General features: G+C 41.4%; 19 protein-coding genes and 1 pseudogene. 12 read left to right on the plus strand and 8 right to left on the minus strand.

Features of this window, described 5'->3' with window-relative positions; all coding sequences use genetic code 11:
* Positions 1-77 precede the first annotated feature (77 nt).
* Positions 78-1,127, plus strand: coding sequence for a DUF389 domain-containing protein (locus tag D8852_RS01140; protein WP_125424728.1), 1,050 nt, complete (start codon positions 78-80; stop codon positions 1,125-1,127).
* A 153-nt stretch (positions 1,128-1,280) separates the two neighbouring features.
* On the opposite strand, the gene thrS is transcribed toward D8852_RS01140, so the two are convergent.
* From thrS to D8852_RS01155, 3 genes are all read right to left on the minus strand, one after another.
* Positions 1,281-3,224 carry a threonine--tRNA ligase gene (gene thrS, locus D8852_RS01145; RefSeq protein WP_049484800.1) on the minus strand — a complete coding sequence of 648 codons (1,944 nt, stop codon included), beginning with the start codon at positions 3,222-3,224 and terminating at the stop codon, positions 1,281-1,283.
* A gap of 10 nt (positions 3,225-3,234) precedes the next feature.
* Positions 3,235-3,861, minus strand: coding sequence for an AAA family ATPase (locus tag D8852_RS01150; protein WP_398574988.1), 627 nt, complete (start codon positions 3,859-3,861; stop codon positions 3,235-3,237).
* A 267-nt stretch (positions 3,862-4,128) separates the two neighbouring features.
* The gene (locus D8852_RS01155) at positions 4,129-4,494 is read right to left on the minus strand and encodes a hypothetical protein (RefSeq protein ID WP_125424729.1); all 366 of its coding nucleotides are present in this window, start codon (positions 4,492-4,494) and stop codon (positions 4,129-4,131) included.
* Between the two features lie 197 nt (positions 4,495-4,691).
* Here D8852_RS01155 and D8852_RS01160 point away from each other — a divergent pair, with 197 nt between their 5' ends.
* From D8852_RS01160 to D8852_RS01170, 3 genes are all read left to right on the plus strand, one after another.
* On the plus strand, positions 4,692-5,534 hold the full coding sequence (locus D8852_RS01160; protein WP_125424730.1) for a metallophosphoesterase family protein: 843 nt from the start codon (positions 4,692-4,694) through the stop codon (positions 5,532-5,534).
* A gap of 56 nt (positions 5,535-5,590) precedes the next feature.
* Positions 5,591-6,028, plus strand: a complete 438-nt coding sequence (locus D8852_RS01165) for an Rrf2 family transcriptional regulator (protein WP_125424731.1) — start codon at positions 5,591-5,593, stop codon at positions 6,026-6,028.
* A gap of 67 nt (positions 6,029-6,095) precedes the next feature.
* Positions 6,096-7,118 (plus strand): YdcF family protein, encoded by a 1,023-nt coding sequence (locus tag D8852_RS01170; RefSeq protein WP_125424732.1) that lies wholly within the window; start codon positions 6,096-6,098, stop codon positions 7,116-7,118.
* Between the two features lie 286 nt (positions 7,119-7,404).
* On the opposite strand, the gene D8852_RS01175 is transcribed toward D8852_RS01170, so the two are convergent.
* From D8852_RS01175 to D8852_RS01195, 5 genes are all read right to left on the minus strand, one after another.
* Positions 7,405-8,187, minus strand: coding sequence for a DUF4037 domain-containing protein (locus D8852_RS01175; RefSeq protein WP_125424733.1), 783 nt, complete (start codon positions 8,185-8,187; stop codon positions 7,405-7,407).
* Between the two features lie 129 nt (positions 8,188-8,316).
* Positions 8,317-8,976: an amino acid ABC transporter permease gene (locus D8852_RS01180; protein WP_084853682.1), complete on the minus strand. Its 660-nt coding sequence runs from the start codon at positions 8,974-8,976 to the stop codon at positions 8,317-8,319.
* Positions 8,977-8,985: 9 nt separating this feature from the next.
* A complete protein-coding gene (locus tag D8852_RS01185) occupies positions 8,986-9,663 on the minus strand; it encodes an amino acid ABC transporter permease (protein WP_125424734.1) in 678 nt (225 codons plus the stop codon).
* A gap of 12 nt (positions 9,664-9,675) precedes the next feature.
* On the minus strand, positions 9,676-10,470 hold the full coding sequence (locus tag D8852_RS01190) for a transporter substrate-binding domain-containing protein (RefSeq protein WP_125424735.1): 795 nt from the start codon (positions 10,468-10,470) through the stop codon (positions 9,676-9,678).
* Positions 10,471-10,480: 10 nt separating this feature from the next.
* Entirely contained in the window at positions 10,481-11,239 is a 759-nt protein-coding gene (locus D8852_RS01195; protein WP_125424736.1) for an amino acid ABC transporter ATP-binding protein, read from the minus strand.
* A gap of 177 nt (positions 11,240-11,416) precedes the next feature.
* Between D8852_RS01195 and recJ the strand changes: the two genes are divergently transcribed.
* The 8 genes and pseudogenes from recJ to D8852_RS01230 all read left to right on the plus strand — a co-directional run bounded on the left by recJ (position 11,417) and on the right by D8852_RS01230 (position 21,480).
* Positions 11,417-13,633 (plus strand): single-stranded-DNA-specific exonuclease RecJ, encoded by a 2,217-nt coding sequence (gene recJ, locus D8852_RS01200; RefSeq protein WP_185755560.1) that lies wholly within the window; start codon positions 11,417-11,419, stop codon positions 13,631-13,633.
* A gap of 286 nt (positions 13,634-13,919) precedes the next feature.
* Complete coding sequence (locus D8852_RS01205; protein ID WP_125833799.1) at positions 13,920-14,567, plus strand: COG3942 and LysM peptidoglycan-binding domain-containing protein; 648 nt, start codon at positions 13,920-13,922, stop codon at positions 14,565-14,567.
* Between the two features lie 506 nt (positions 14,568-15,073).
* The gene (locus D8852_RS01210) at positions 15,074-16,735 is read left to right on the plus strand and encodes a ribonuclease J (protein ID WP_125424737.1); all 1,662 of its coding nucleotides are present in this window, start codon (positions 15,074-15,076) and stop codon (positions 16,733-16,735) included.
* Positions 16,736-16,804: 69 nt separating this feature from the next.
* The gene (locus tag D8852_RS01215) at positions 16,805-17,584 is read left to right on the plus strand and encodes an alpha/beta hydrolase (RefSeq protein WP_125424738.1); all 780 of its coding nucleotides are present in this window, start codon (positions 16,805-16,807) and stop codon (positions 17,582-17,584) included.
* Positions 17,585-17,690: 106 nt separating this feature from the next.
* Positions 17,691-18,392 carry a M57 family metalloprotease gene (locus tag D8852_RS01220; protein WP_125424739.1) on the plus strand — a complete coding sequence of 234 codons (702 nt, stop codon included), beginning with the start codon at positions 17,691-17,693 and terminating at the stop codon, positions 18,390-18,392.
* Positions 18,393-18,493: 101 nt separating this feature from the next.
* Entirely contained in the window at positions 18,494-20,341 is a 1,848-nt protein-coding gene (gene uvrC / locus D8852_RS01225) for an excinuclease ABC subunit UvrC (RefSeq protein ID WP_125424740.1), read from the plus strand.
* Positions 20,331-20,405, plus strand: a pseudogene (locus D8852_RS10120) (phosphoesterase); the annotation flags it as partial. The gene uvrC and the pseudogene D8852_RS10120, both read left to right, overlap by 11 nt.
* Before the next feature lie 97 nt (positions 20,406-20,502).
* Positions 20,503-21,480: a hypothetical protein gene (locus D8852_RS01230; RefSeq protein WP_125833801.1), complete on the plus strand. Its 978-nt coding sequence runs from the start codon at positions 20,503-20,505 to the stop codon at positions 21,478-21,480.
* Positions 21,481-21,733: the final 253 nt, after the last annotated feature.

The following is a 21,733-nucleotide window of genomic DNA, read 5'->3' on the forward strand; positions in this document are numbered from 1 at the left end:
ATATGTAAGATTGAAAAGAAGTCTCTCTGCCATCATCCAAGCAGAAACAAGATTATATGAAATAAAAGGAGTAACCAATGACCGGAAACTATTCAACACGTGAATACCGTGAGAAATTATATGATGACCTTCATGTTCGATTAAGAGATACAGTGATTTTGATGTGTGCGATTTTTATTGCCTCTATAGGTTTAAATATGAATTCAACAGCTGTCATTATTGGAGCCATGCTGATTTCCCCTCTTATGACATCGATTGTTGGACTCGGATTTGGTTTAGCTATTTTTGATGCGCGTTTAATCAAGCAATCTCTAGAGGTTTTATTTACTCAAGTATTGGTCAGCTTGCTTGTCTCGACTCTGTATTTCTGGATTTCTCCCTTATCTTATGCAAGTAGCGAGTTGATTGCACGAACCTCTCCAACCATTTGGGATGTTCTCATTGCTATTGCTGGTGGGATAGCAGGTGTAATTGGGTCAAGGAAAAAAGAAGCAAACAATATCGTGCCAGGAGTAGCCATTGCGACAGCTCTGATGCCACCTATCTGTACTGCAGGATATGGTTTGGCTAACGGAAATGTACGATTTTTATTTGGAGCTCTCTATCTTTTCTTGATCAACTGTATTTTTATCATGCTAGCCAACATTGTTGGAACAAGAATTTTGATGAGAAAATCTCCCTTAAGTTCATTTAAAGAGCTAAACATTAAAATGAAAATTGGCTTGATATCCTTGATTGTATTATTGGTTCTTCCAGCCAGTTATTCAGCAGTCACTCTGACGATGGATCAAGCGCGAAAAGAAGGAATCAAACAGTTTGTAGCAAAAGAGTTCGCCAATCACACGGTCATTAATCAAGTCTACAAGTCAAGAAACAATGAATTGGTCTTAACGGTTGTTGGAGATCCGATTTCAGAAGAAGAATTAGAAACGCTCCATCAAAAACAAGCCTCTTACGGTATTCAATCTGTTCAATTAAAAGTAAATCAAGTTCATAATTCGACAAAATTAGATAGTGAGATGACCAAGGAATTTTATGAAAATATTAACAAGTATATTGATCAAAAACTCTCTGAAAAGGATTCGCAAAAAGATCTCGTAAAAGAAAATGAAGCAGATAAGGATTGAGGATATTGACCTTATCTAACTCATGAAAGCAAATCTTGTGTGGTGGTTTGGCCAATCACTACTAGCTCAGATTAAATAAAATATAAAAAGCAACAGCTGAAATAGTTGTTGCTTTTTCTGGCTCTGAAAAATATTTCTCAGACTGTGATTGTTTTATTTCTCAACGCGTGATTTGTTGGCGATATCAGCTAGGATTGCTGCTACAAACTCATCTACTGGGACAGTTTGTGTTTCTTTTTGGCCATAGCGACGAACATTGACTGTTCCGTCTTCCATTTCCTTATCTCCAACAATCAATTGGTAAGGAATCTTGCTGGTTTGTGAAGCACGAATCTTGAACTGCATTTTTTCATTGCGCTCATCTACATCTGCACGGACACCACGGTCACGGAGTTTCTTAGCAACTTCCCATGCGTAGTCCACGTGTTTTTCGTTAGAAACGGGGATGAGGGTTACTTGATGTGGTGCAAGCCATGTTGGGAAAGCACCCTTGTAGTTCTCAATCAAGATAGCTGTGAAGCGTTCCATGGTTGAGATAACCCCACGGTGGATCATAACTGGACGGTGTTCTTCACCGTCAGCTCCGATATATTTAAGGTCGAAACGTTCTGGCAACAAGAAGTCAAGCTGGATCGTAGAAAGAGTTTCTTCTTTTCCAAGGGCTGTCTTAACCTGAATATCCAATTTTGGTCCGTAGAAGGCTGCTTCGCCTTCGGCTTCAAAGTAGTCAACGCCCATCTCATCAAGGGCTGCACGAAGCATGGTTTGGGCATTTTCCCACATCTCATCGTTGTCAAAGTACTTGTGAGTATCTTGAGGGTCACGAAGAGAGAGGCGGAAGCGGTATTCAGTCAAGTTGAAGTCTTCATAAACATCGATAATCAACTGAAGGGCACGTTGGAATTCTTCTTGGATTTGTTCAGGAGTAACAAAGAGGTGACCGTCGTTGAGAGACATTTCACGCACACGTTGAAGACCAGTAAGGGCACCTGATTTCTCATAGCGGTGCATCATACCGATTTCAGCGATACGGATTGGCAACTCACGGTATGAGTGAACATGGTGTTTAAAGACTTGAATGTGGTGTGGGCAGTTCATTGGACGAAGAACGAATTCTTCACCGTCACCCATATCCATAGTAGGGAACATGTCTTCTTGGTAATGATCCCAGTGACCAGAAGTCTTGTAAAGCTCTACAGAAGCAAGTGGTGGAGTGTAGACGTGTTGGTAGCCAGAAGCCAATTCCTTGTCGACAATGTAGCGTTCCAATTCACGACGGATAGTTGCACCATTTGGCAACCAGAATGGAAGTCCTTGACCAACCTCTTGAGAAATCATGAAGAGGTCAAGCTCTTTACCGAGTTTGCGGTGATCGCGTTCTTTGGCTTCTTCACGCATTTGAAGGTAGTTCTTCAAGTCTTTCTTGTCAAACCAAGCTGTACCGTAGATCCGTTGCATCATCGCGTTGTCGCTATTTCCACGCCAGTAAGCACCAGCTACATGAAGAAGGTGGAAGATTTGGATACGGCCTGTTGATGGAACGTGAGGGCCACGGCAAAGGTCCACGTATTCACCTTGACGGTAGATGGTCAAACCACCCTCATCTTCAGAGTGTTCTTCAATCAATTCCAACTTGTAAGGGTCGTTTTTGAAGATTTCACGTGCTTCATCTTTCGATACTTCTTCACGAATAGAAGGGAAGTTTTCTTTGACGATTTTTTGCATTTCTTCTTCGATACGAGGGAGGTCTTCGTTGGAGATTTGACCAGCAGTATTGTCAGTATCGTAGTAGAAGCCATCTTCAATAGCTGGACCAACTCCCAAATGAATATCTGGGAAAAGGCGACGAGCTGCTTGGGCAAACAAGTGAGCAGCTGAGTGACGCAAGATCGGAAGGGCATCTTCGTGATCCGGTGTCACGATTTCGATGCTTCCATCTTCAGTGATAGCACGAGTCGTGTCAATGAGTTTGCCGTTGAATTTACCAGCCAAGGCTTTTTTAGCGAGGGAATTGCTGATAGATTGGGCAATTTCAAAAGTTGTAACGCCAGATTCGAATTCACGAACAGCGCCATCTGGGAAAGTAATCTTAATCATGGTTTTCTCCTTAAATATTTATTCTATTTTTGTTGGACAATTTTAAGAGCCGAGCAACTTCTTCCGCAGTCTGATTCTCTGATTGACTACCATCTGTTACGAGGCTAGGATAGCCTAATTTCACCGCTTCCTTACGAACCATTTGAGCAAAAAGAATGTCTCGTTGCATCCAGTTTTCAAAAGCTTGATCAGGGTTGGTTGTACCCTCTAAGACATAAGGAACCCATTCTCTCTGTATATAATGCTTTTTTTGAAAATCAGCTGTCGGAGTCAAGCATAGATAGGATGATACTTGACATTCAAGCTCCTTTACCAAGTGAGGCAAAAGTCCTGCTCCCTCCACCAAGAGAGGTCTGTTTTGATTTTTTATCAAGTAAGATTTTACATAAGGAAAAATCTCTTCATAAAAGCACCATTCTTCATCTGCCATCTCTTCTGGCTTTCTCATCCAGATTTGTTCTGGATTTCTATCCTGCCTAAGAAGGCAAATTGGCTGTGAGTCTGCACTTGCTTGACTCATCATCTCTTCTACCAAATCATCCAGTTTGATATAAAGTAGTTGATACTGTCTAGCAAGAAGTGAGGCAATTGTTGACTTTCCACTGCAAGGCGATCCGCCAATCATATACAGCATCATTCTTCCTCCTTCTGACAAAATAAAAACGACATCCTTAAAAGGACGTCGCAACGTGGTTCCACCTTCATTTATGTTCCTCAAAAAAGAGGGACACCTCTGATTGGCTTTAACGTAGCCACCGTTTTATGTTTTCATAAAAGTCAGTAGAGTAGTATCAGTTTAGGCTTTCTATGCGTTTCCAGCAACCACGCACTCTCTAGTAGAAAGGGACTAAGTGACTTGTCTCTATGCATTATTATAGCATGATTGCGAGATTTTTCAAGGCTTTTATCCTATTTTTTTACTTTTCTGCTTGTTTATAAGATGACTAAGACCTCTACCTGAAGCCATACCAAGTAGGGCGAAAATTTCATAGGCTAGGAAGTAAAGCGGGATGAATTCACCAAAGGTGATGATGGTAAAGCAAAAGAGCAGTCCAATTCCCAGCAACCACCAAAGTGAGAAATGGAAACGGTAGCTATAAAGAAGGGATACGATAAAGGTTACTAGAGGTGAAAAGAGGATGATGTTATAAATGTACAGTCCCTTCAGTGTATATGGGTCAGAGATGAGTAGAGAGAGGAGTTCATAGAGTGGCCAGTAAAAAAAGAAAATGACAAGGTAGTATGGGATATACTTAAGATAATTCCGCATGGCAATAGTCCTCCAATCTGGGAAAATTGATAGATATTGTATACAACATAATCCTAAATGAAGGGGAAATCACTACTTATATTATAGCACGATTTGGAGGCTCTTACAATTTAATCCAGTGATTAGTGATAGTGATCTTTTCGAGTGTTTTCTGCTATAATACTAACAGAAGAAGTAAGAGGAAATGAGGAGAAAGAATGACTAAAATAGCAGTTCTTTCAGATATACATGGAAATACGACAGCTTTGGAAGCTGTTCTGGCTGATGCAAGAGCGGCAGAGGTAGAAGAGTATTGGCTTTTGGGGGATATTCTCATGCCTGGAACAGGACGTAGAAGGATATTGGATCTCTTAGCTAGCTTGCCTATTACAGTAAGAGTTCTGGGTAATTGGGAGAATAGTCTCTGGCGTGGTTTGCATCGCAAGCTAGATCCAACAAAAGCTAGTCATCGCTATCTTCTACGCCAATGCCAGTATATCTTAGAAGAGATTAGCCCTGAAGAAATCGAAGACCTCCACAATCAACCCATGCAAGTTCATCGTCAGTTTGGTGATTTGACGGTAGGAATCACTCACCATCTCCCTGATAAAAACTGGGGTAGAGAGTTGATTCATACGGGAAAACAAGAAGATTTTGATAGATTGGTGACGGATCCACATGCCTCTATCGCGGTATATGGGCATATCCACCAACAGTTGCTTCGTTACGGAAGTGACGGACAGTTGATTCTTAATCCAGGTTCGATTGGGCAACCCTTCTTTTTAGATGCGAAGTTGCGTAAGGACCTGCGTGCCCAATATATGATTTTAGAGTTTGATGAGGCAGGTTTGGCTGATGTTGATTTCCGTCGAGTGGATTATGATGTAGAAGCCGAGTTGCAGTTGGCTAAGGATTTGAAGCTCCCCTATTTCCAGGTCTACTATGAAAGTTTGGTAAATGGGATTCACCATACTCATAATCAGGAATTTCTGTATGAAATTGCCCAAGAACAAGGGCATGATGCCGAGTTGGATGCATGGCTGGATGGTGGTAATAATTGACATTACAACGCAAAAGGGTATAATGGGTATCATATAGGATGTGAAAGGAGAAGAAGATGCAAATTTCAAGCCGATTTACGATTGCGACTCATGTGTTAATCATTATTGCCATCAAGAGTCAAGAGAGTAAGGTAACCAGCGATTTTCTCGCAGCCAGTGTTGGAGTCAATCCAGTCATTATTCGCAAAACCTTGTCCCAACTCAAAAAAGCTGAGCTGATATCAGTTGCGCGTGGGACGGGCGGTACCGAGATTATCAAAGACCTCCAAGATATCAGTCTTTTTGATGTTTATCAGGCAGTCGAATGTTTAGGAAAATCTGGTAAACTCTTTAGTTTCCATGACAATCCCAACCCTAACTGTCCAGTAGGGGCAAATATCCATGAAGTTTTGGATCAAAAATTGCTGGATATCCAACTAGCGATGGAAAACCAACTTCGTCAGACGAGTCTAGCTCAGGTTGTGGCAGATGCAGAAGCAAGAATAGTAAAATAAGAGGGCTAGGCTCCTCTTTTTCTATTGCCACAATTATGGTACAATGTAGTCATCAAAGGAGGAGACTATGTACTTTATCACAGGATTTTTTGTCCTACTTTTTCTCGTTTCGTTTTTAAGGGACAATCGCAGTCTCTGGAATCCAGCTCTCTTGCTTTTGTCTCTGCTCTTTTCTTATATGTCCATTGCCAATCTTTTTTACGAAGCTGGGCAGAAAGAAGTGCACATGGTTTTCTTTGCAGGGATTTTTCTCCTGCTACCTCTTTTAGTTTTTCTAAGTGGTTTTTTCCTTATTTATAATGGATTTGTGTTATTGAAAAAAGAAGGAAAATCCAAGGCAAATTATTTGTCTCTAGGATTAGGCTGCGTGATTCTATTCTTTTTTGTGATCATGGCTATCCGAGTGAGCGATACCAAGGGCTTGTTCTACACCAATCATCTAGTGAATATTATCTTTTTCTTTTTGATTTATTCGTATTTGATTTTTGGTTTTGCCTTTGCAGGATTTCTGCTTTATTCTATTCTGTATCTTTTTATTCCTAAGAAAAAATATTATGATTTTATTATTATTCACGGTGCAGGCTTGTTGAATGGAGAAAAAGTAACTCCCTTACTTAAGAGCCGTATTGACAAGGCTGTAGAGGCTTATCGTCAGTCGTCCAATCCCAACGTTAAAATCATCGCCAGTGGTGGTCAAGGTGGGGACGAGAAGATTTCTGAAGCTCAGGCAATTTGTAATTATTTGATGGAAGAGACGGATGTTCCGAGAGAAGCGATTCTCCTAGAGGAAGACTCAACGACGACTTATGAGAATCTTCTCTTCTCAAAAGAAATGGGAGAGAAACTGGTAGCAAATCCACGTTTTCTCTTTGTGACCAATGACTATCATGTTTTTCGTACTAGCACCTATGCCCGTCGTATTGGGATGAAGGGAGATGGCCTTGGTTGTCGGACAGCCGCCTACTATATCCCATCGGCCTTTATTAGAGAATATATTGCTCTATGTGTGAAGATGAGATGGCTTTTTATCGCCTTCTATACTTTATTAATTTTAGCTCTGATTTTCTCCTATAGAGGTGTTCTATGGTAATATGTAAAATTCATATTGTAATTCTTGTTAGAATCTCTAAAAAATCTTGTAGTAACCCTAAGGGCAAAATTGTCACTAGTAATGAAAGAGCGGGGTAAGTGATTGTGAGTGCGGTTTTTGGAACGGTTTTATGATTGCTCGTCAATCAATTGAACAATTTCTAACCTAGTTGCAGATTTTCAGAGAGAGTCAAAAATAGGCAACTGAATATGAGTAGACTAGAATTTTACAGTCAACGACAAATAAAAATGTGAACAGCAACAGAGGTTCACATTTTCTTTTTGGTCTATGGCAAAATGGCTTTTAGTTCCTTCAGGATAGTTTGCAAGGTTACGATCGCTTGTTCTCCTTGTTGTGGTTGATAGAGTAGTTGGAAATACTTGCGAATAGTTTTTTCAAATTGTTTAGGGAGGAGAGTACAATTGGTCTTTGCGTACTCCAACATTCGTTTTTCACCAGGATGGGTTTGCTCATTGAGTGCAAATAACAAGTCAAAGTAGGAAGCAAAGAATTCACTTGTACGATGATTCATACTGAGAAGATCTTGGCGTTTGATAGCTTTTTCTATTTGGTGAGAGAAGGCAGGCATGGCTTGTTCTAGCAAAAGGAGTTGCCTTTCAATGATCTGTTTTTTGAGTTCCTGTGGATAGGGAATCTGGTAGGTTCTTTGGAGCGAAGCATAGTGTCCATTCGGATCGTATAGAATCTTGCTGTGGAGTAGATTATGCCACATACAGGTTGTATAAGCGTTTTGAGCTTTGTGTTGAAAAACGGTTGAGTTCAATTCTTGTTCAAACGACTCCAGCGAACGATAAATCAACTCGATTTCAATACCGTTGTTTAGTACACAGTCGTCCTCTAACTCCCAAAACTGGTTTCCAATTTCCATATAGGAGCAATAGTTGCTAAGAATGATTTGACGAGTTTTCTCGTCAATAGGTGAGTTGAGATAGACATAAACGTCATAGTCAGAATTTTGATCATAGTTTTGTCCTGCACGAGAACCACCAAGAGCGATGGCTTCTACTTGTTCCAGTTGAGAGAATTCTTTGCAAAGTTCGTGGATCATGATTTTTCTCCTTGCTTTATGGTTTTAAAGTCATTTTACCAAAAAGTAAAACGTTTGCATAGCATTGAGTTGCTCTTTTTCATTTATAGCAAAAAATGTGAACCCTTGTTTTGAGTTCACATTTCTTTTTTATTCTGCGGCTTGTTGCCAACGTTTTGCTAGCTTATGAGACAGGCTAGAAATGGCAAAGTTAAAGATAAAGTAAATCAAGGCAATCAGGATATAAAGACTGAAGACCTGCTCTGGTTCGAAATAGCGTCCCATGAGGATTTGGCTAGCGCCAAAGAGTTCTTGTAGAGCGATAACAGAGTAGAGAAGGCTGGTATCCTTAATCACAGTTACAAACTGAGAAATGATGGCTGGCAACATTTTACGGATAGCTTGTGGGAGAATGATGTAGTAGAGGATTTGCACTGAAGTGAATCCTTGCGACATTCCTGCTTCATACTGCCCTTTGTCCACGGCATTGAGACCGCCCCGGATAATCTCAGCTAGGGCTGCTGAGGTAAAAAGAGTAAAGGCAGTAATACCAGCTGGTGTAGACTTCATCTTGAACACCAAAAAGATGGTGAAAATCCAGAGAAGGTTGGGAACGTTACGTACAAACTCGATATAAATGCTGGAGATGATCCGTAAGACAGGATTTTTCCCATTTCTCATGACGGCTAGTACTGTTCCGATAAGGGTCGAGAGGACGATAGCAATCAGAGAAATGTAGAGGGTCAAGCCAAATCCTTTAAAGATAAAGATTAGGTTATCTGGGGTCAAAACTTCTAAAATAGATTCCATAGTAACCTCCTAAAGTGAATAGGCTTTTTTGTTGGCTTGCTCCATCTTGCGACCAAACTGGGCAACAGGGAAGCAAAGAGCAAAGTAGAGCAGGGCAGCACCTAAAAATGCTGGAATATAGTTTCCGTTGAGAGCTGACCAAGACTTGGTCACAAACATCAAGTCTACTCCAGAGATGATAGCTACGGTAGAGGTATTCTTGATGAGGTTAACAATTTGGTTGGTCAATGGAGGGAGAATGATACGGAAGGCCTGAGGCAAGATAATCAAGCGCATGGCACTGATATAGGTAAAACCTTGGGACAAGGCGGCCTCCATCTGACCGCTAGGAATAGACTGAATCCCTGAACGAATAACCTCAGCGATATAGGCGCCGTGATAGAGTCCTACACAAAGTACAGCTGTCCAATAAATCGGAATCATGATGGTATGGTCACTGATAAGAGGCAAACCATAAAAGACGATGACAAACTGCACCAATAGGGGAGTATTTTGGTAAAATTCGACAAAGATACGAGCCAAAATACGCAAGAATGGGCGTTTGCTGGTTGACATGGCCCCAAAGAAGATGCCCAAAAGCATGGCAAGGATAAAGGAACCAACCGCTAGGGCAAGGGTGAAGAGGAAACCATTAAAAAATTGTCCAAAATCCTGAAAATAGGCTGTCCAAGATGATAAATCTGTCATGGGGTGTCCTCCTTAATCTGCGGTATGGCTAGATGGTTTGAGCTTATATCGGTCATAGAGTTTCTGCAAACTACCATCCTTGCTCCATTTAGTGACCAAGTTATCAAGATAATCGTTGAGCTCGGTATTTGATTTCTTGGTGACGATACCGTAGTCAGATGGCTTGAAACTATCATCTAGTAGTTCTGTCCGTTTGCTGATATAGCCAGATAGGATAGAGCGGTCCACGGAAAAGGCATCAATACGGTGAGCGTGAAGGGAAGTAATCAATTCTGGGTAGGAACCAAGTTCGACGAATTTAAAGGTTAGACCTTTCTTTTTACCCAGTTCAGTAATCAGGCGTTGGGTGATGGAACCTTGGGCAACCCCAATTGTTTTTCCGTTTAGGTCCTCAATGCTTTTGATGTTGGCGGATTTATTGACCAAAAATCCGGAAGCATCCGTGTAGTAGGGACTTGTGAAGTTGTATAATTTTTTACGTTCGTCTGTGATGGTGAAAGTTGCGATATCCATGTCGACCTGTTCGTTGTCTAATAGTGGTCCGCGGGTTTGAGCGGTAACTGGAACGTAGCGAACCTTGACTTTGAGTTCGTCTGCAATCATCTTGGCAAGGTCCGTTTCGATACCAGAATAAGTCCCTGTCTTGGGATCCTTGTAGCCAAAATTAGGAACGTCTTGTTTGACACCGACAACTAGTTCGCCTCTTTTTTGAATGTCTGCGACGCTGGTATCAGCCTGAACTGGTTTGGCAGCAGCAAGGCTGAAAAGGCTAATCAATAATGCGGATAAAAAGAATTTCTTTTTCATAGGCGCCTCCTTATTTGACTTTGTCACTTTCGTGGTTGATAATTTTGCTGAGGAATTGTTGGGCACGAGGTTCGCTTGGATTGTCGAAAAAGTCATCGACATCTGTCGTATCCACCAAAACTTCTCCGTCGGCCATAAAGATGATGCGGTCCGCAACCTCTCGAGCAAAGCCCATTTCGTGGGTAACGATGATCATATTCATCCCGTCATGCGCCAGTTTTTGCATAACTGCTAGAACATCTCCAATGGTCTCAGGATCAAGAGCAGATGTTGGCTCATCAAAGAGGAGGAGTTCCGGATGCATGGCAAGACCACGAGCGATGGCGATCCGCTGTTTTTGTCCACCAGACAGCATAGCTGGGTAGGAATCTTTCTTGTCCCACATATTTACAAATTCCAGATATTTTTGGGCTGTTTTTTCAGCTTCTTTTTTATCAATTCCTAGAACCTTTATGGGCGCTAGTGTAACATTTTCTAACACTGTTTTGTGTGGATAAAGGTTAAAATGTTGAAAAACCATGCCAACTTCCTTACGAAGAGGAACTAAATCTTTCTGACTAGCACCTGCGACTTGGTGTCCATTGACCAGGAGACTTCCTTTGTCAATAGCCTCTAAACCATTGATCGTACGGATAAGAGTGGACTTCCCAGAACCAGAAGGTCCAAGCAGTACAACAACTTGTCCTTTTTCAAAACGGAGATTGATGTCGCGGAGTGCGTGGTAGTCTCCGTAATATTTTTCGACGTTTTTAAATTCTACTAAAGTCATGAGAGATCTCCTTTGTGTTAGATTTTATAACATGATTCTACACCAAAAGAATGTTCTTGTCAAATCATATCTGAAAAAAATTCACTAAAATGTTATAAAAAAGCAATCTGAATAGAGAAAAAGCCTAAATCATGTTATAATGAAATGATAGAATTCTTAGAAAGAGTGGATGTCTTTTTGATAACACCTACTTATGAATGGCAGTTTGCCCCGCAGGTTGAAGATGCGGATTTTACAAAGATAGCCAAGAAGGCTGGACTGGGTCCTGAGGTGGCTCGGTTATTATTTGAAAGAGGGATTCAGGATGAAGAAAGTCTAAAGAAGTTTTTAGAACCTTCTTTAGAGGACTTACATGACCCCTATCTGCTCCATGATATGGACAAGGCAGTGGAACGGATTCGTCAGGCCATTGAAGAAGGGGAAAACATTCTCATCTATGGAGACTACGATGCGGATGGCATGACTTCATCTTCGATTGTTAAGGAAAGTTTGGAACAGCTTGGCGCTGAGTGCCGTGTTTACCTACCCAATCGTTTTACCGATGGCTATGGGCCAAATGCCAGTGTCTATAAATACTTTATCGAGCAAGAGGGAATTTCCCTGATTGTGACAGTGGACAATGGGGTTGCAGGGCACGAAGCCATTGAATTGGCCCAGTCTATGGGAGTGGATGTCATTGTGACCGACCACCATTCCATGCCGGAAACCCTTCCTGAAGCCTATGCAATTGTTCACCCTGAGCATCCGGATGCGGACTATCCCTTCAAACAGCTGGCTGGTTGTGGAGTGGCTTTCAAGCTAGCTTGCGCTCTTTTAGAAGAAGTGCAAGTGGAATTGCTTGATTTGGTCGCTATCGGTACCATTGCAGATATGGTGAGCCTGACGGATGAAAATCGTATTTTGGTTCAATATGGTCTGGAAATGTTGGGACATACTCAGCGCATCGGTCTACAAGAAATGCTGGACATGGCTGGGATTGCTGCGAACGAAGTGACAGAAGAAACGGTTGGCTTCCAGATTGCTCCTCGTTTAAATGCCTTGGGGCGGTTGGATGATCCCAATCCTGCCATTGATTTGCTGACTGGGTTTGACGATGAGGAAGCACATGAGATTGCCCTCATGATTCACCAGAAAAATGAAGAACGTAAGGAAATCGTCCAATCTATCTATGAAGAAGCTAAGACCATGGTGGATCCTGAGAAGAAGGTCCAGGTCTTGGCAAAGGAAGGCTGGAATCCTGGCGTTCTGGGTATCGTTGCTGGTCGTTTGTTGGAAGAGCTAGGGCAGACAGTTATCGTTCTTAATATAGAAGATGGTCGTGCCAAGGGTAGCGCTCGTAGTGTGGAAGCAGTCGATATTTTTGAAGCTCTGGATCCCCACCGAGATCTCTTTATCGCCTTTGGCGGCCATGCTGGTGCAGCTGGAATGACGCTGGAAGTTGAGAAACTTTCAGATTTATCTCAGGTTTTAGAAGACTATGTCCGTGAAAAAGGTGCAGATGCTGGTGGCAAGAATAAGTTAAACCTAGATGAAGAGCTAGATTTGGAGACGCTTAGCTTGGAAACGGTCAAAAGCTTTGAACGCTTGGCACCTTTTGGAATGGATAATCAGAAACCTGTCTTTTATATCAAGGATTTTCATGTCGAAAGTGCCCGTACTATGGGGGCAGGCAATGCCCACCTCAAACTAAAAATTTCCAAGGGTGAGGCGAGTTTTGAAGTGGTGGCCTTTGGACAAGGTAGATGGGCAACAGAGTTTGCCCAAACAAAAAACCTAGAATTGGCAGTCACCTTGTCTGTCAACCAATGGAATGGGCAAACTGCTTTGCAGTTGATGATGGTAGATGCGCGTGTGGAAGGTGTTCAACTCTTTAACATTCGTGGGAAGAACGCAGTCTTGCCAGAAGGGGTTCCAGTCTTGGATTTCTCTGAAGAGGTGCCAGATTTAGCGACTAGTGATGCTGTGGTTGTGAAAACCATTCCTGAGGATATTACCTTGCTGAAGGCCATTTTTCAGGAACAGCATTTCTCTGCTGTCTATTTCAAAAATGACATTGACAAGGCCTACTATCTGACAGGTTATGGAACTAGAGAGCAGTTTGCAAAATTGTACAAGACCATTTACCAGTTCCCAGAGTTTGATATTCGCTACAAGCTCAAAGATTTGGCAACTTATCTCAATATCCAACAAATCTTGCTAGTCAAGATGATCCAAGTATTTGAAGAGCTGGGCTTTGTAACTATCAAAGATGGTGTCATGACAGTCAATAAAGAAGCACCGAAAAGGGAAATTTCTGAAAGTCAGATTTACCAAAATCTCAAACAGACCGTCAAATACCAGGAAATGATGGCGCTGGGTACCGTGCAAGAAATGTATGATTTTTTAATGGAGTAATAGATAGAAAGGGACTGAGATTACCTATCTCGGTCTCTTTTTGACGGATAAATGCTTGGTGTGGGAGTGGTTGAGAAGACGGTCTTTTGAGTGGTTTACTGATGTAAAGATTGGGGAAAACGATTCATTTTTTATTCTCTTCTATCACTTTATACGATGTCTGCTTTTAAACCTTATGTAGTAAAAGTATAAATTTTTGTAACATGACTAAAATATAACTCTAAACGAACTGACATGTAAATCAAGTATGATTTTCTTATCAAGAAAATATAAGGGGAATCTAGTTATGAAAAAAACAGTTACGAAACTGACTCTTGGTTTGACTTCTACCGCTATTTTAGCTACAGTTGGGGCTCAAACTGTGCATGCGAACTCTTACGTTGTCCAAGACGGTGATTCATTTTATGCCATTGCAACTGCAAACGGCATGGATCCGCATGAGTTGGCAGCTTTGAATGGAAAAACCATCTTTGACACTATCCACCCAGGCGATGTATTGGAAGTGAGTGGTTCCGCTCAGGCTAGCTCTACCTACAGTGCTCCAGCTAGCACTGCGAATGTGGTATCAGATACAGAGGACGTTGTCGAAAAGACTCCGACAAACTATGGAAACTCATACCCTGTTGGTCAGTGTACATGGGGTGTGAAAGAATTGGCGCCTTGGGCTAGCAACTGGTGGGGAAATGCCAACACGTGGGCAATCTACGCAAGTGCTCAAGGTTATAAGACAGGAAGTGTTCCAGTAGTAGGAGCAATCGCCGTTTGGGACGGTGGTGAATATGGACACGTTGCTTATGTAACAGATGTTCAAAGTGAAAACTCTATCCANGTATTGGAAGCAAACTACAGACGTCAAAAGCAGATTGCAAATTACCGTGGCTTCTTTAATCCTCATGAATTTTTAGGAAATGTCACTTATATCTATCCAAACTAAAGATGATAAAAAGATTTAGAATTTCTAAATCTTTTTTTCTGTGAAACTTTCTTTTTGTGATCTCGCTTCTAGTGGGTATTTGCCGAATAGTTTCTAGGCTTTATGGCGGACAGGAATTTCGTACTTTTGGATGTAGATAAACCATGTCTTTGTGGAAAATAGTTCTCAAGTCGAGAGGTAAAGGGCAAGAATTTAACTTGTTTTGAACTAAAAGAGAAATTTAGAGTTCGAGAAAGGTAACTGAAATCAAATTAATTCAGAAAGTCCATAATTTTGATGGTATAATCGTTCTATTATCTTAGATGAAGCCTCCAAAAGAGAAGTCAAAGTAAAAGAATTCGATTCACAGTAGTGACTAATCTCTAGTTAAAAACCGATCTTCGTTTTGAAAATAATCAAAAAAATGGTATAATGGTAGGAAAAGATTCGGCTGAAAGTTTTAGAACTTTTAGAATAAGAGGGTGAATTCGCCCTATAATCAAGATAAATGAAGTTTCGGAGGAAAAATGAGTAATATTAGTTTAACAACACTAGGTGGTGTACGAGAAAATGGGAAAAATATGTACATCGCTGAAATCGATGGTTCTATTTTTGTTTTGGATGCGGGGCTTAAATACCCTGAAAATGAACAACTAGGTGTTGATGTCGTCATTCCAAATATGGACTACCTTTTTGAAAATAGCGATCGTATCGCAGGGGTCTTTTTGACCCACGGACATGCGGATGCCATTGGTGCCCTGCCTTATCTTTTGGCAGAGGCTAAGGTGCCTGTGTTTGGTTCGGAGTTGACCATTGAGTTGGCCAAACTCTTTGTCAAAGGAAATGATACGGTTAAGAAATTCAATGACTTCCATGTGATTGATGAAGATACGGAGATTGATTTTGGAGGGACTGTGGTTTCCTTCTTCCGTACAACTCACTCCATCCCAGAAAGTTTGGGAATAGTCCTAAAAACAACTGAAGGTAGCATTGTTTACACAGGCGACTTCAAGTTTGACCAGACAGCCAGTGAATCCTATGCGACGGATTTTGCTCGTTTGGCAGAAATCGGTCGTGATGGCGTTTTGGCGCTCCTCAGTGATTCCGCCAATGCAGACAGCAATATCCAGGTGGCGAGTGAGAGCGAAGTTGGAGACGAAATTACCCAGACCATTGCAGACTGGGAAGGTCGTATCATCGTTGCAGCAGTTGCCAGCAACCTCTCTCGGATCCAGCAGGTTTTTGATGCTGCAGCAGATACAGGTCGCCGAGTTGTTCTGACTGGATTTGATATTGAAAATATCGTCCGCACTGCGATTCGTCTCAAAAAATTATCTCTAGCTAATGAAAGTCTCTTGATTAAACCAAAAGAAATGTCTCGATTTGAAGACCATGAGTTGATTATTCTCGAGACTGGTCGTATGGGTGAGCCTATTAATGGACTTCGTAAGATGTCCATTGGACGCCACCGCTATGTGGAAATCAAAGATGGAGACTTGGTTTATATCGTAACGACTCCATCTATCGCCAAAGAAGCCGTCATGGCGCGTGTGGAAAACATGATCTACCAAGCTGGTGGTGTGGTGAAACTCATTACCCAAAGCTTGCGAGTATCCGGACATGGGAATGCGCGTGATTTACAGTTGATGATCAATCTTCTGCAGCCAAACTACCTCTTCCCTATCCAAGGGGAGTATCGTGAGTTGGATGCGCATGCCAAGGCTGCCATGGCAGTTGGAATGTTGCCAGAGCGTATCTTCATCCCTAAAAAGGGAACGACCATGTCTTATGAACATGGAGATTTTGTTCCAGCTGGAGCAGTTTCTGCAGGGGATGTCTTGATTGATGGAAATGCTATCGGAGATGTTGGAAATGTTGTCCTTCGTGACCGTAAAGTCTTGTCAGAGGACGGGATTTTCATCGTTGCCATTACCGTAAATAGACGTGAGAAAAAAATCATCGCTAAGGCACGAGTTCACACGCGTGGATTTGTCTATCTCAAGAAGAGTCGTGACATTCTCCGTGAAAGTTCAGAACTGATCAACCAAATCGTGGAAGACTATCTCCAAGGTGAAGATTTCGACTGGGCTGATCTCAAAGGTAAGGTCCGTGATGGTTTGGCCAAGTACCTCTTTGACCAAACCAAACGTCGTCCAGCAATCTTGCCAGTCGTGATGGAAGCCAAATAATAAGCAGCATACCTACAGAAAAAGTCGAATTTCGGCTTTTTCTTATAGAATAGTATAAAGGAGAAAACCATGGCAGTTATGAATATCGAGTATTACTCTGAAGTTTTGGATATGGAGTGGGGCGTTACTGTACTTTATCCAGATGCCAGTCGGGTAACAGAACCAGAGTGTAAAGATATTCCTGTTCTTTATCTTTTGCATGGAATGTCAGGAAATCAGAATAGTTGGCTCAAGCGTACCAATGTCGAGCGCTTGTTGCGGGGAACCAATCTCATTGTTATCATGCCCAATACTAGCAATGGCTGGTACACCGATACCCAGTATGGTTTTGACTACTTTACAGCTCTAGCGGAAGAGTTGCCTCAGGTAATGAAACGTTTCTTTCCCAATATGACCAGCAAGCGAGAAAAGACCTTCATTGCGGGTCTCTCCATGGGTGGCTATGGTTCCTTCAAGCTGGCTCTCGCAACCGATCGTTTTTCTCATGCGGCTAGTTTTTCTGGAGCACTCAGTTTTCAAGAATTTTCTCCTGAAAGCCAGGATTTGGGCTCCCTTGCCTACTGGCGAGGAGTTTTTGGAGAAATCAAAGATTGGACAGCTAGCCCTCATTCGCTTGAAAGTATCGCTGCGAAATCGGATAAAAAAACCAAACTTTGGGCTTGGTGTGGCGAGCAAGACTATCTCTATTCAGCCAATAACCTCGCTGTAAAAAACCTCAAAAAGCTTGGTTTTAAAGTGACCTATAGTCATAGTCCTGGCACTCACGAGTGGTACTACTGGGAAAAACAATTGGAGCGTTTTTTAGCTACTCTACCGATTAACTTTGTTTTGGAAGAGCGCTTATCTTAGTTTTAGTTTTCTTTCAGTTTTATTGAGTAAAATAGAGAATCTATCTTGATTATGGGAGACCATCGATTTAAAGATAGGTTCTTATTTTTATGAAAGGTGGGGCGTCATGTTCTGGATTATTCGATTATTCTTCCGATTTCTTTTGGGAATTTGGCGTTTCTTCTGGCGTCTGGTTTGGACTGTGGTCATTCTACTGCTCATTGCCTTTGGAGTGGTTTGGTATCTGACAGGTGATTTTCATTCTGCGGTCAATCAGGTTGAAAAAATGAGCCAGATTGGTCAAGGTGGCTGGAATCAGTGGAAGGAGACGGGAACGCTGGAGGTCTTGTCTCAGACAGACAGTCACCAACATGCAGAAGGCAAGTGGGCTCAGGCCTCAGCTCGCATCTATATTGAGCCTCAAATGGATGAGACCTTCCAAGATGCCTATGCAGAAGCCATAAAAAACTGGAATCAAACGGGAGCCTTTACCTTTGAGGTGGTTGCGGATCCTAGCCAGGCAGATATTGTGGCAAGTGAGATGAATGATGGATCGACCGCTGTAGCTGGTCAAGCCGAGAGTCAAACCAATTTGTTAACCAAACAATTTATATCTGTAACGGTTCGCCTGAATCATTATTATCTATCCAATCCAAACTATGGTTATTCTTATGACCGAATCGTGCACACGGCGGAGCACGAGCTGGGGCATGCCATAGGATTGGATCATACCAACGAGACTTCTGTCATGCAGCCAGCAGGTTCCTACTATGGAATTCAGCCTCAGGATGTGAAGGCTGTTCAAGAGCTCTATACCAGTAGCGACTAGATGAAGTCGGTGCAATCTGAAAAGAAATCAAAGCTCCTCCAACAAGTGATTGGTGGGGCTTTTTGTTCGTCCTGTCACGGCCTTTTTGCTATAATGGAACTATGAATAACTTGATCAAATCAAAACTAGAGCTCTTGCCGACCAGCCCTGGTTGTTACATTCACAAAGATAAAAACGGTACCATTATCTATGTTGGAAAGGCTAAAAATCTGCGCAACCGTGTGCGCTCCTATTTCCGTGGAAGTCACGATACCAAGACTGAGGCTCTGGTATCTGAAATTGTAGATTTTGAATTTATCGTCACTGAGTCCAATATTGAGGCACTTCTCCTAGAAATCAACCTGATTAAGGAAAATAAGCCCAAGTACAATATCATGCTCAAGGATGATAAGTCCTATCCTTTCATCAAAATCACCAATGAGCGTTATCCTCGATTGATTATCACCCGTCAGGTCAAAAAGGATGGTGGTCTTTATTTTGGTCCTTATCCAGATGTGGGGGCAGCCAATGAAATCAAGAGACTACTGGATCGGATTTTTCCTTTTCGCAAGTGTACTAATCCACCGTCTAAGGTCTGTTTTTACTACCATATCGGCCAGTGTATGGCCCATACTATCTGTAAAAAAGATGAGGCTTATTTCCATTCCATGGCTCAGGAGGTTTCTGATTTCCTAAAAGGACAGGATGACAAAATCATCGATGACCTCAAGGGCAAGATGGCAAAGGCAGCTCAAAGTATGGAGTTTGAGCGTGCGGCGGAATACCGTGACCTGATTCAGGCTATTGGAACGCTTCGGACCAAGCAACGAGTTATGTCTAAAGACCTCCAAAACCGTGATGTCTTTGGCTACTATGTGGACAAGGGCTGGATGTGTGTCCAGGTTTTCTTTGTCCGTCAGGGCAAGCTCATTGAGCGGGACGTCAATCTCTTCCCCTACTACAATGATCCGGATGAGGACTTCTTGACCTATGTGGGACAATTCTATCAAGAAAAATCCCACCTGGTTCCCAATGAGGTGCTGATTCCGCAGGATATCGATGAAGAAGCTGTCAAAGCCTTGGTGGATACCAAGATTCTCAAACCTCGACGTGGAGAGAAAAAACAACTGATCAATCTAGCCATAAAAAATGCTCGTGTTAGTCTGGAGCAGAAGTTCAATCTGCTGGAAAAATCTGTCGAAAAGACCCAAGGAGCTATTGAAAATATGGGACGTTTGCTCCAAATCCCGACCCCAGTACGTATCGAATCCTTTGATAACTCTAATATCATGGGAACCAGTCCTGTTTCAGCCATGGTGGTCTTTGTCAATGGCAAACCAAGTAAGAAGGATTACCGTAAGTACAAGATAAAAACGGTTGTCGGTCCAGATGATTATGCCAGTATGCGTGAAGTCATTCGCAGACGTTATGGCCGAGTTCAACGTGATGGTTTAACCCCGCCAGATTTGATTGTGATTGATGGGGGACAAGGTCAAGTCAATATCGCAAAGCAAGTCATCCAAGAAGAGCTAGGTTTTGATATCCCAATTGCAGGTCTGCAAAAGAATGACAAGCACCAAACCCATGAACTGCTCTTTGGAGATCCGCTGGAAGTGGTGGAGTTATCTCGCAATTCTCAGGAATTTTTCCTCCTCCAACGCATCCAAGATGAGGTACACCGCTTTGCCATCACCTTTCACCGTCAACTGCGCTCCAAAAACTCCTTTTCATCACAATTGGATGGAATTGAAGGTCTGGGACCTAAACGCAAGCAGAATCTCATGAAGCATTTCAAGTCTCTCGCTAAAATCAAGGAAGCCAGTGTGGATGAAATTGTCGAAGTTGGTGTGCCAAGGGTAGTCGCAGAAGCTGTTCAGAGAAAGTTGAACCCGCAGGAAGAAGTGGAATTAGCTCAAGTAGCGGAAGATAGTGTAGATTACCAAACAGAAGGAGAGTATCATGAACCATAAAATCGCGATTTTATCAGATATTCATGGCAATGCGACGGCACTAGAAGTGGTGATTACAGAATCTTCGGCGGATTTAGATGATTAATATATAAACAAAAGGCCGTAAAAACGGTCTTTTGTGGTATAATGGGAAAGAAGTGAACCAGAATGGAGTGTCAATTATGATACCTTTAGAAAAATCAAATCCGTCTGAAGTTGAGAAAATTTGCTTGGAATTATATAAAAAAATGAGTTTTCAAGGTTATCATGAATTTAAAAATGATTTAAATAGTTGGGTAGCCAGTAATGTACCAGAGCTAGCAAGTGAAAGGGATGCTTTTCTAAAGATAATGATAGGTGAGTATTCATTTTTAGAGAATCTTAAAGAATTGTTGGATAATTTCGTAGATGAAGAACCTAGATTAGCAGAGTATCTAAAAAAATCTTATGGAAAGATAGATTCGAGATTAAGGAAGAAATTAATTGATTTAAAGAACGTTTCGGTATGCCCGTATTGTAATCGTAATTATATAAACTCAACATATAAAATACTTCATTGTAATAATTGTAATCAAGNCTTATTTGTAATTGATGAGGTTGAAAAAGAATGTCCAGGTTGCAAGCAAGAAATTAGTGGTCAGACTAAAGTAGTAAACACTGCTCAACTAGACCACTTTTTTCCAAAAGACAGCTATCCACTATTTGCGGTTTCATTTTATAATTTAATTCCTAGTTGTTATAGTTGTAATCATGTGAAATCAAATAAGGATTTAGAATATAGTCCCTATGATACTAGTTTTCCATTCGATGATGTAAAGTTTACATACATTCCAAAGTCTGTCGATGAGATTAAAATCAAAATTGTTTCTTGTGATATTAACTTTGAAAATGGAATTCGTGATTTGGGTATAGAGGAGCTATATCAAAGCCACATTGATGTGGTCAATGAATTGATTTGGAAAAAAGAAGTATATACAGATAGTTATAGAGAGGGTTTGTCAGAAATCTTAAATCAAACAAACCTTGAATTGAGCAAGGCTGAGGTGAATCGCTTTATAACAGGGCACTACACAGACAAAGAAAATTATGGGAAAAGACCACTTTCAAAAATGGTTACAGATATTAGCAAAGAAATTGGACTAGTAGGAGAAGAAGAATGAAATTAATTGCTTTGGTGATTAAACAGTATGATGAACTTTTTAAAAATCNAATTTTTAATTTTTCAGACGAATATAAAGTAAATTTTGATTTTGAAACGAATGAATTAAGAATTGATAAAAATCCAGATTATATTGAAAATTTTTATGGAAGATCAGTTAATAATATTAGTTTAATATCAGGGATAAATGGTAGAGGGAAGTCTAGTATATTAAATATGCTTGTACATTATGATGTATTTCAAAATAAGGAAGC

Source organism: Streptococcus mitis, from assembly GCF_003942695.1.
GTDB lineage: Bacteria > Bacillota > Bacilli > Lactobacillales > Streptococcaceae > Streptococcus > Streptococcus mitis_BD.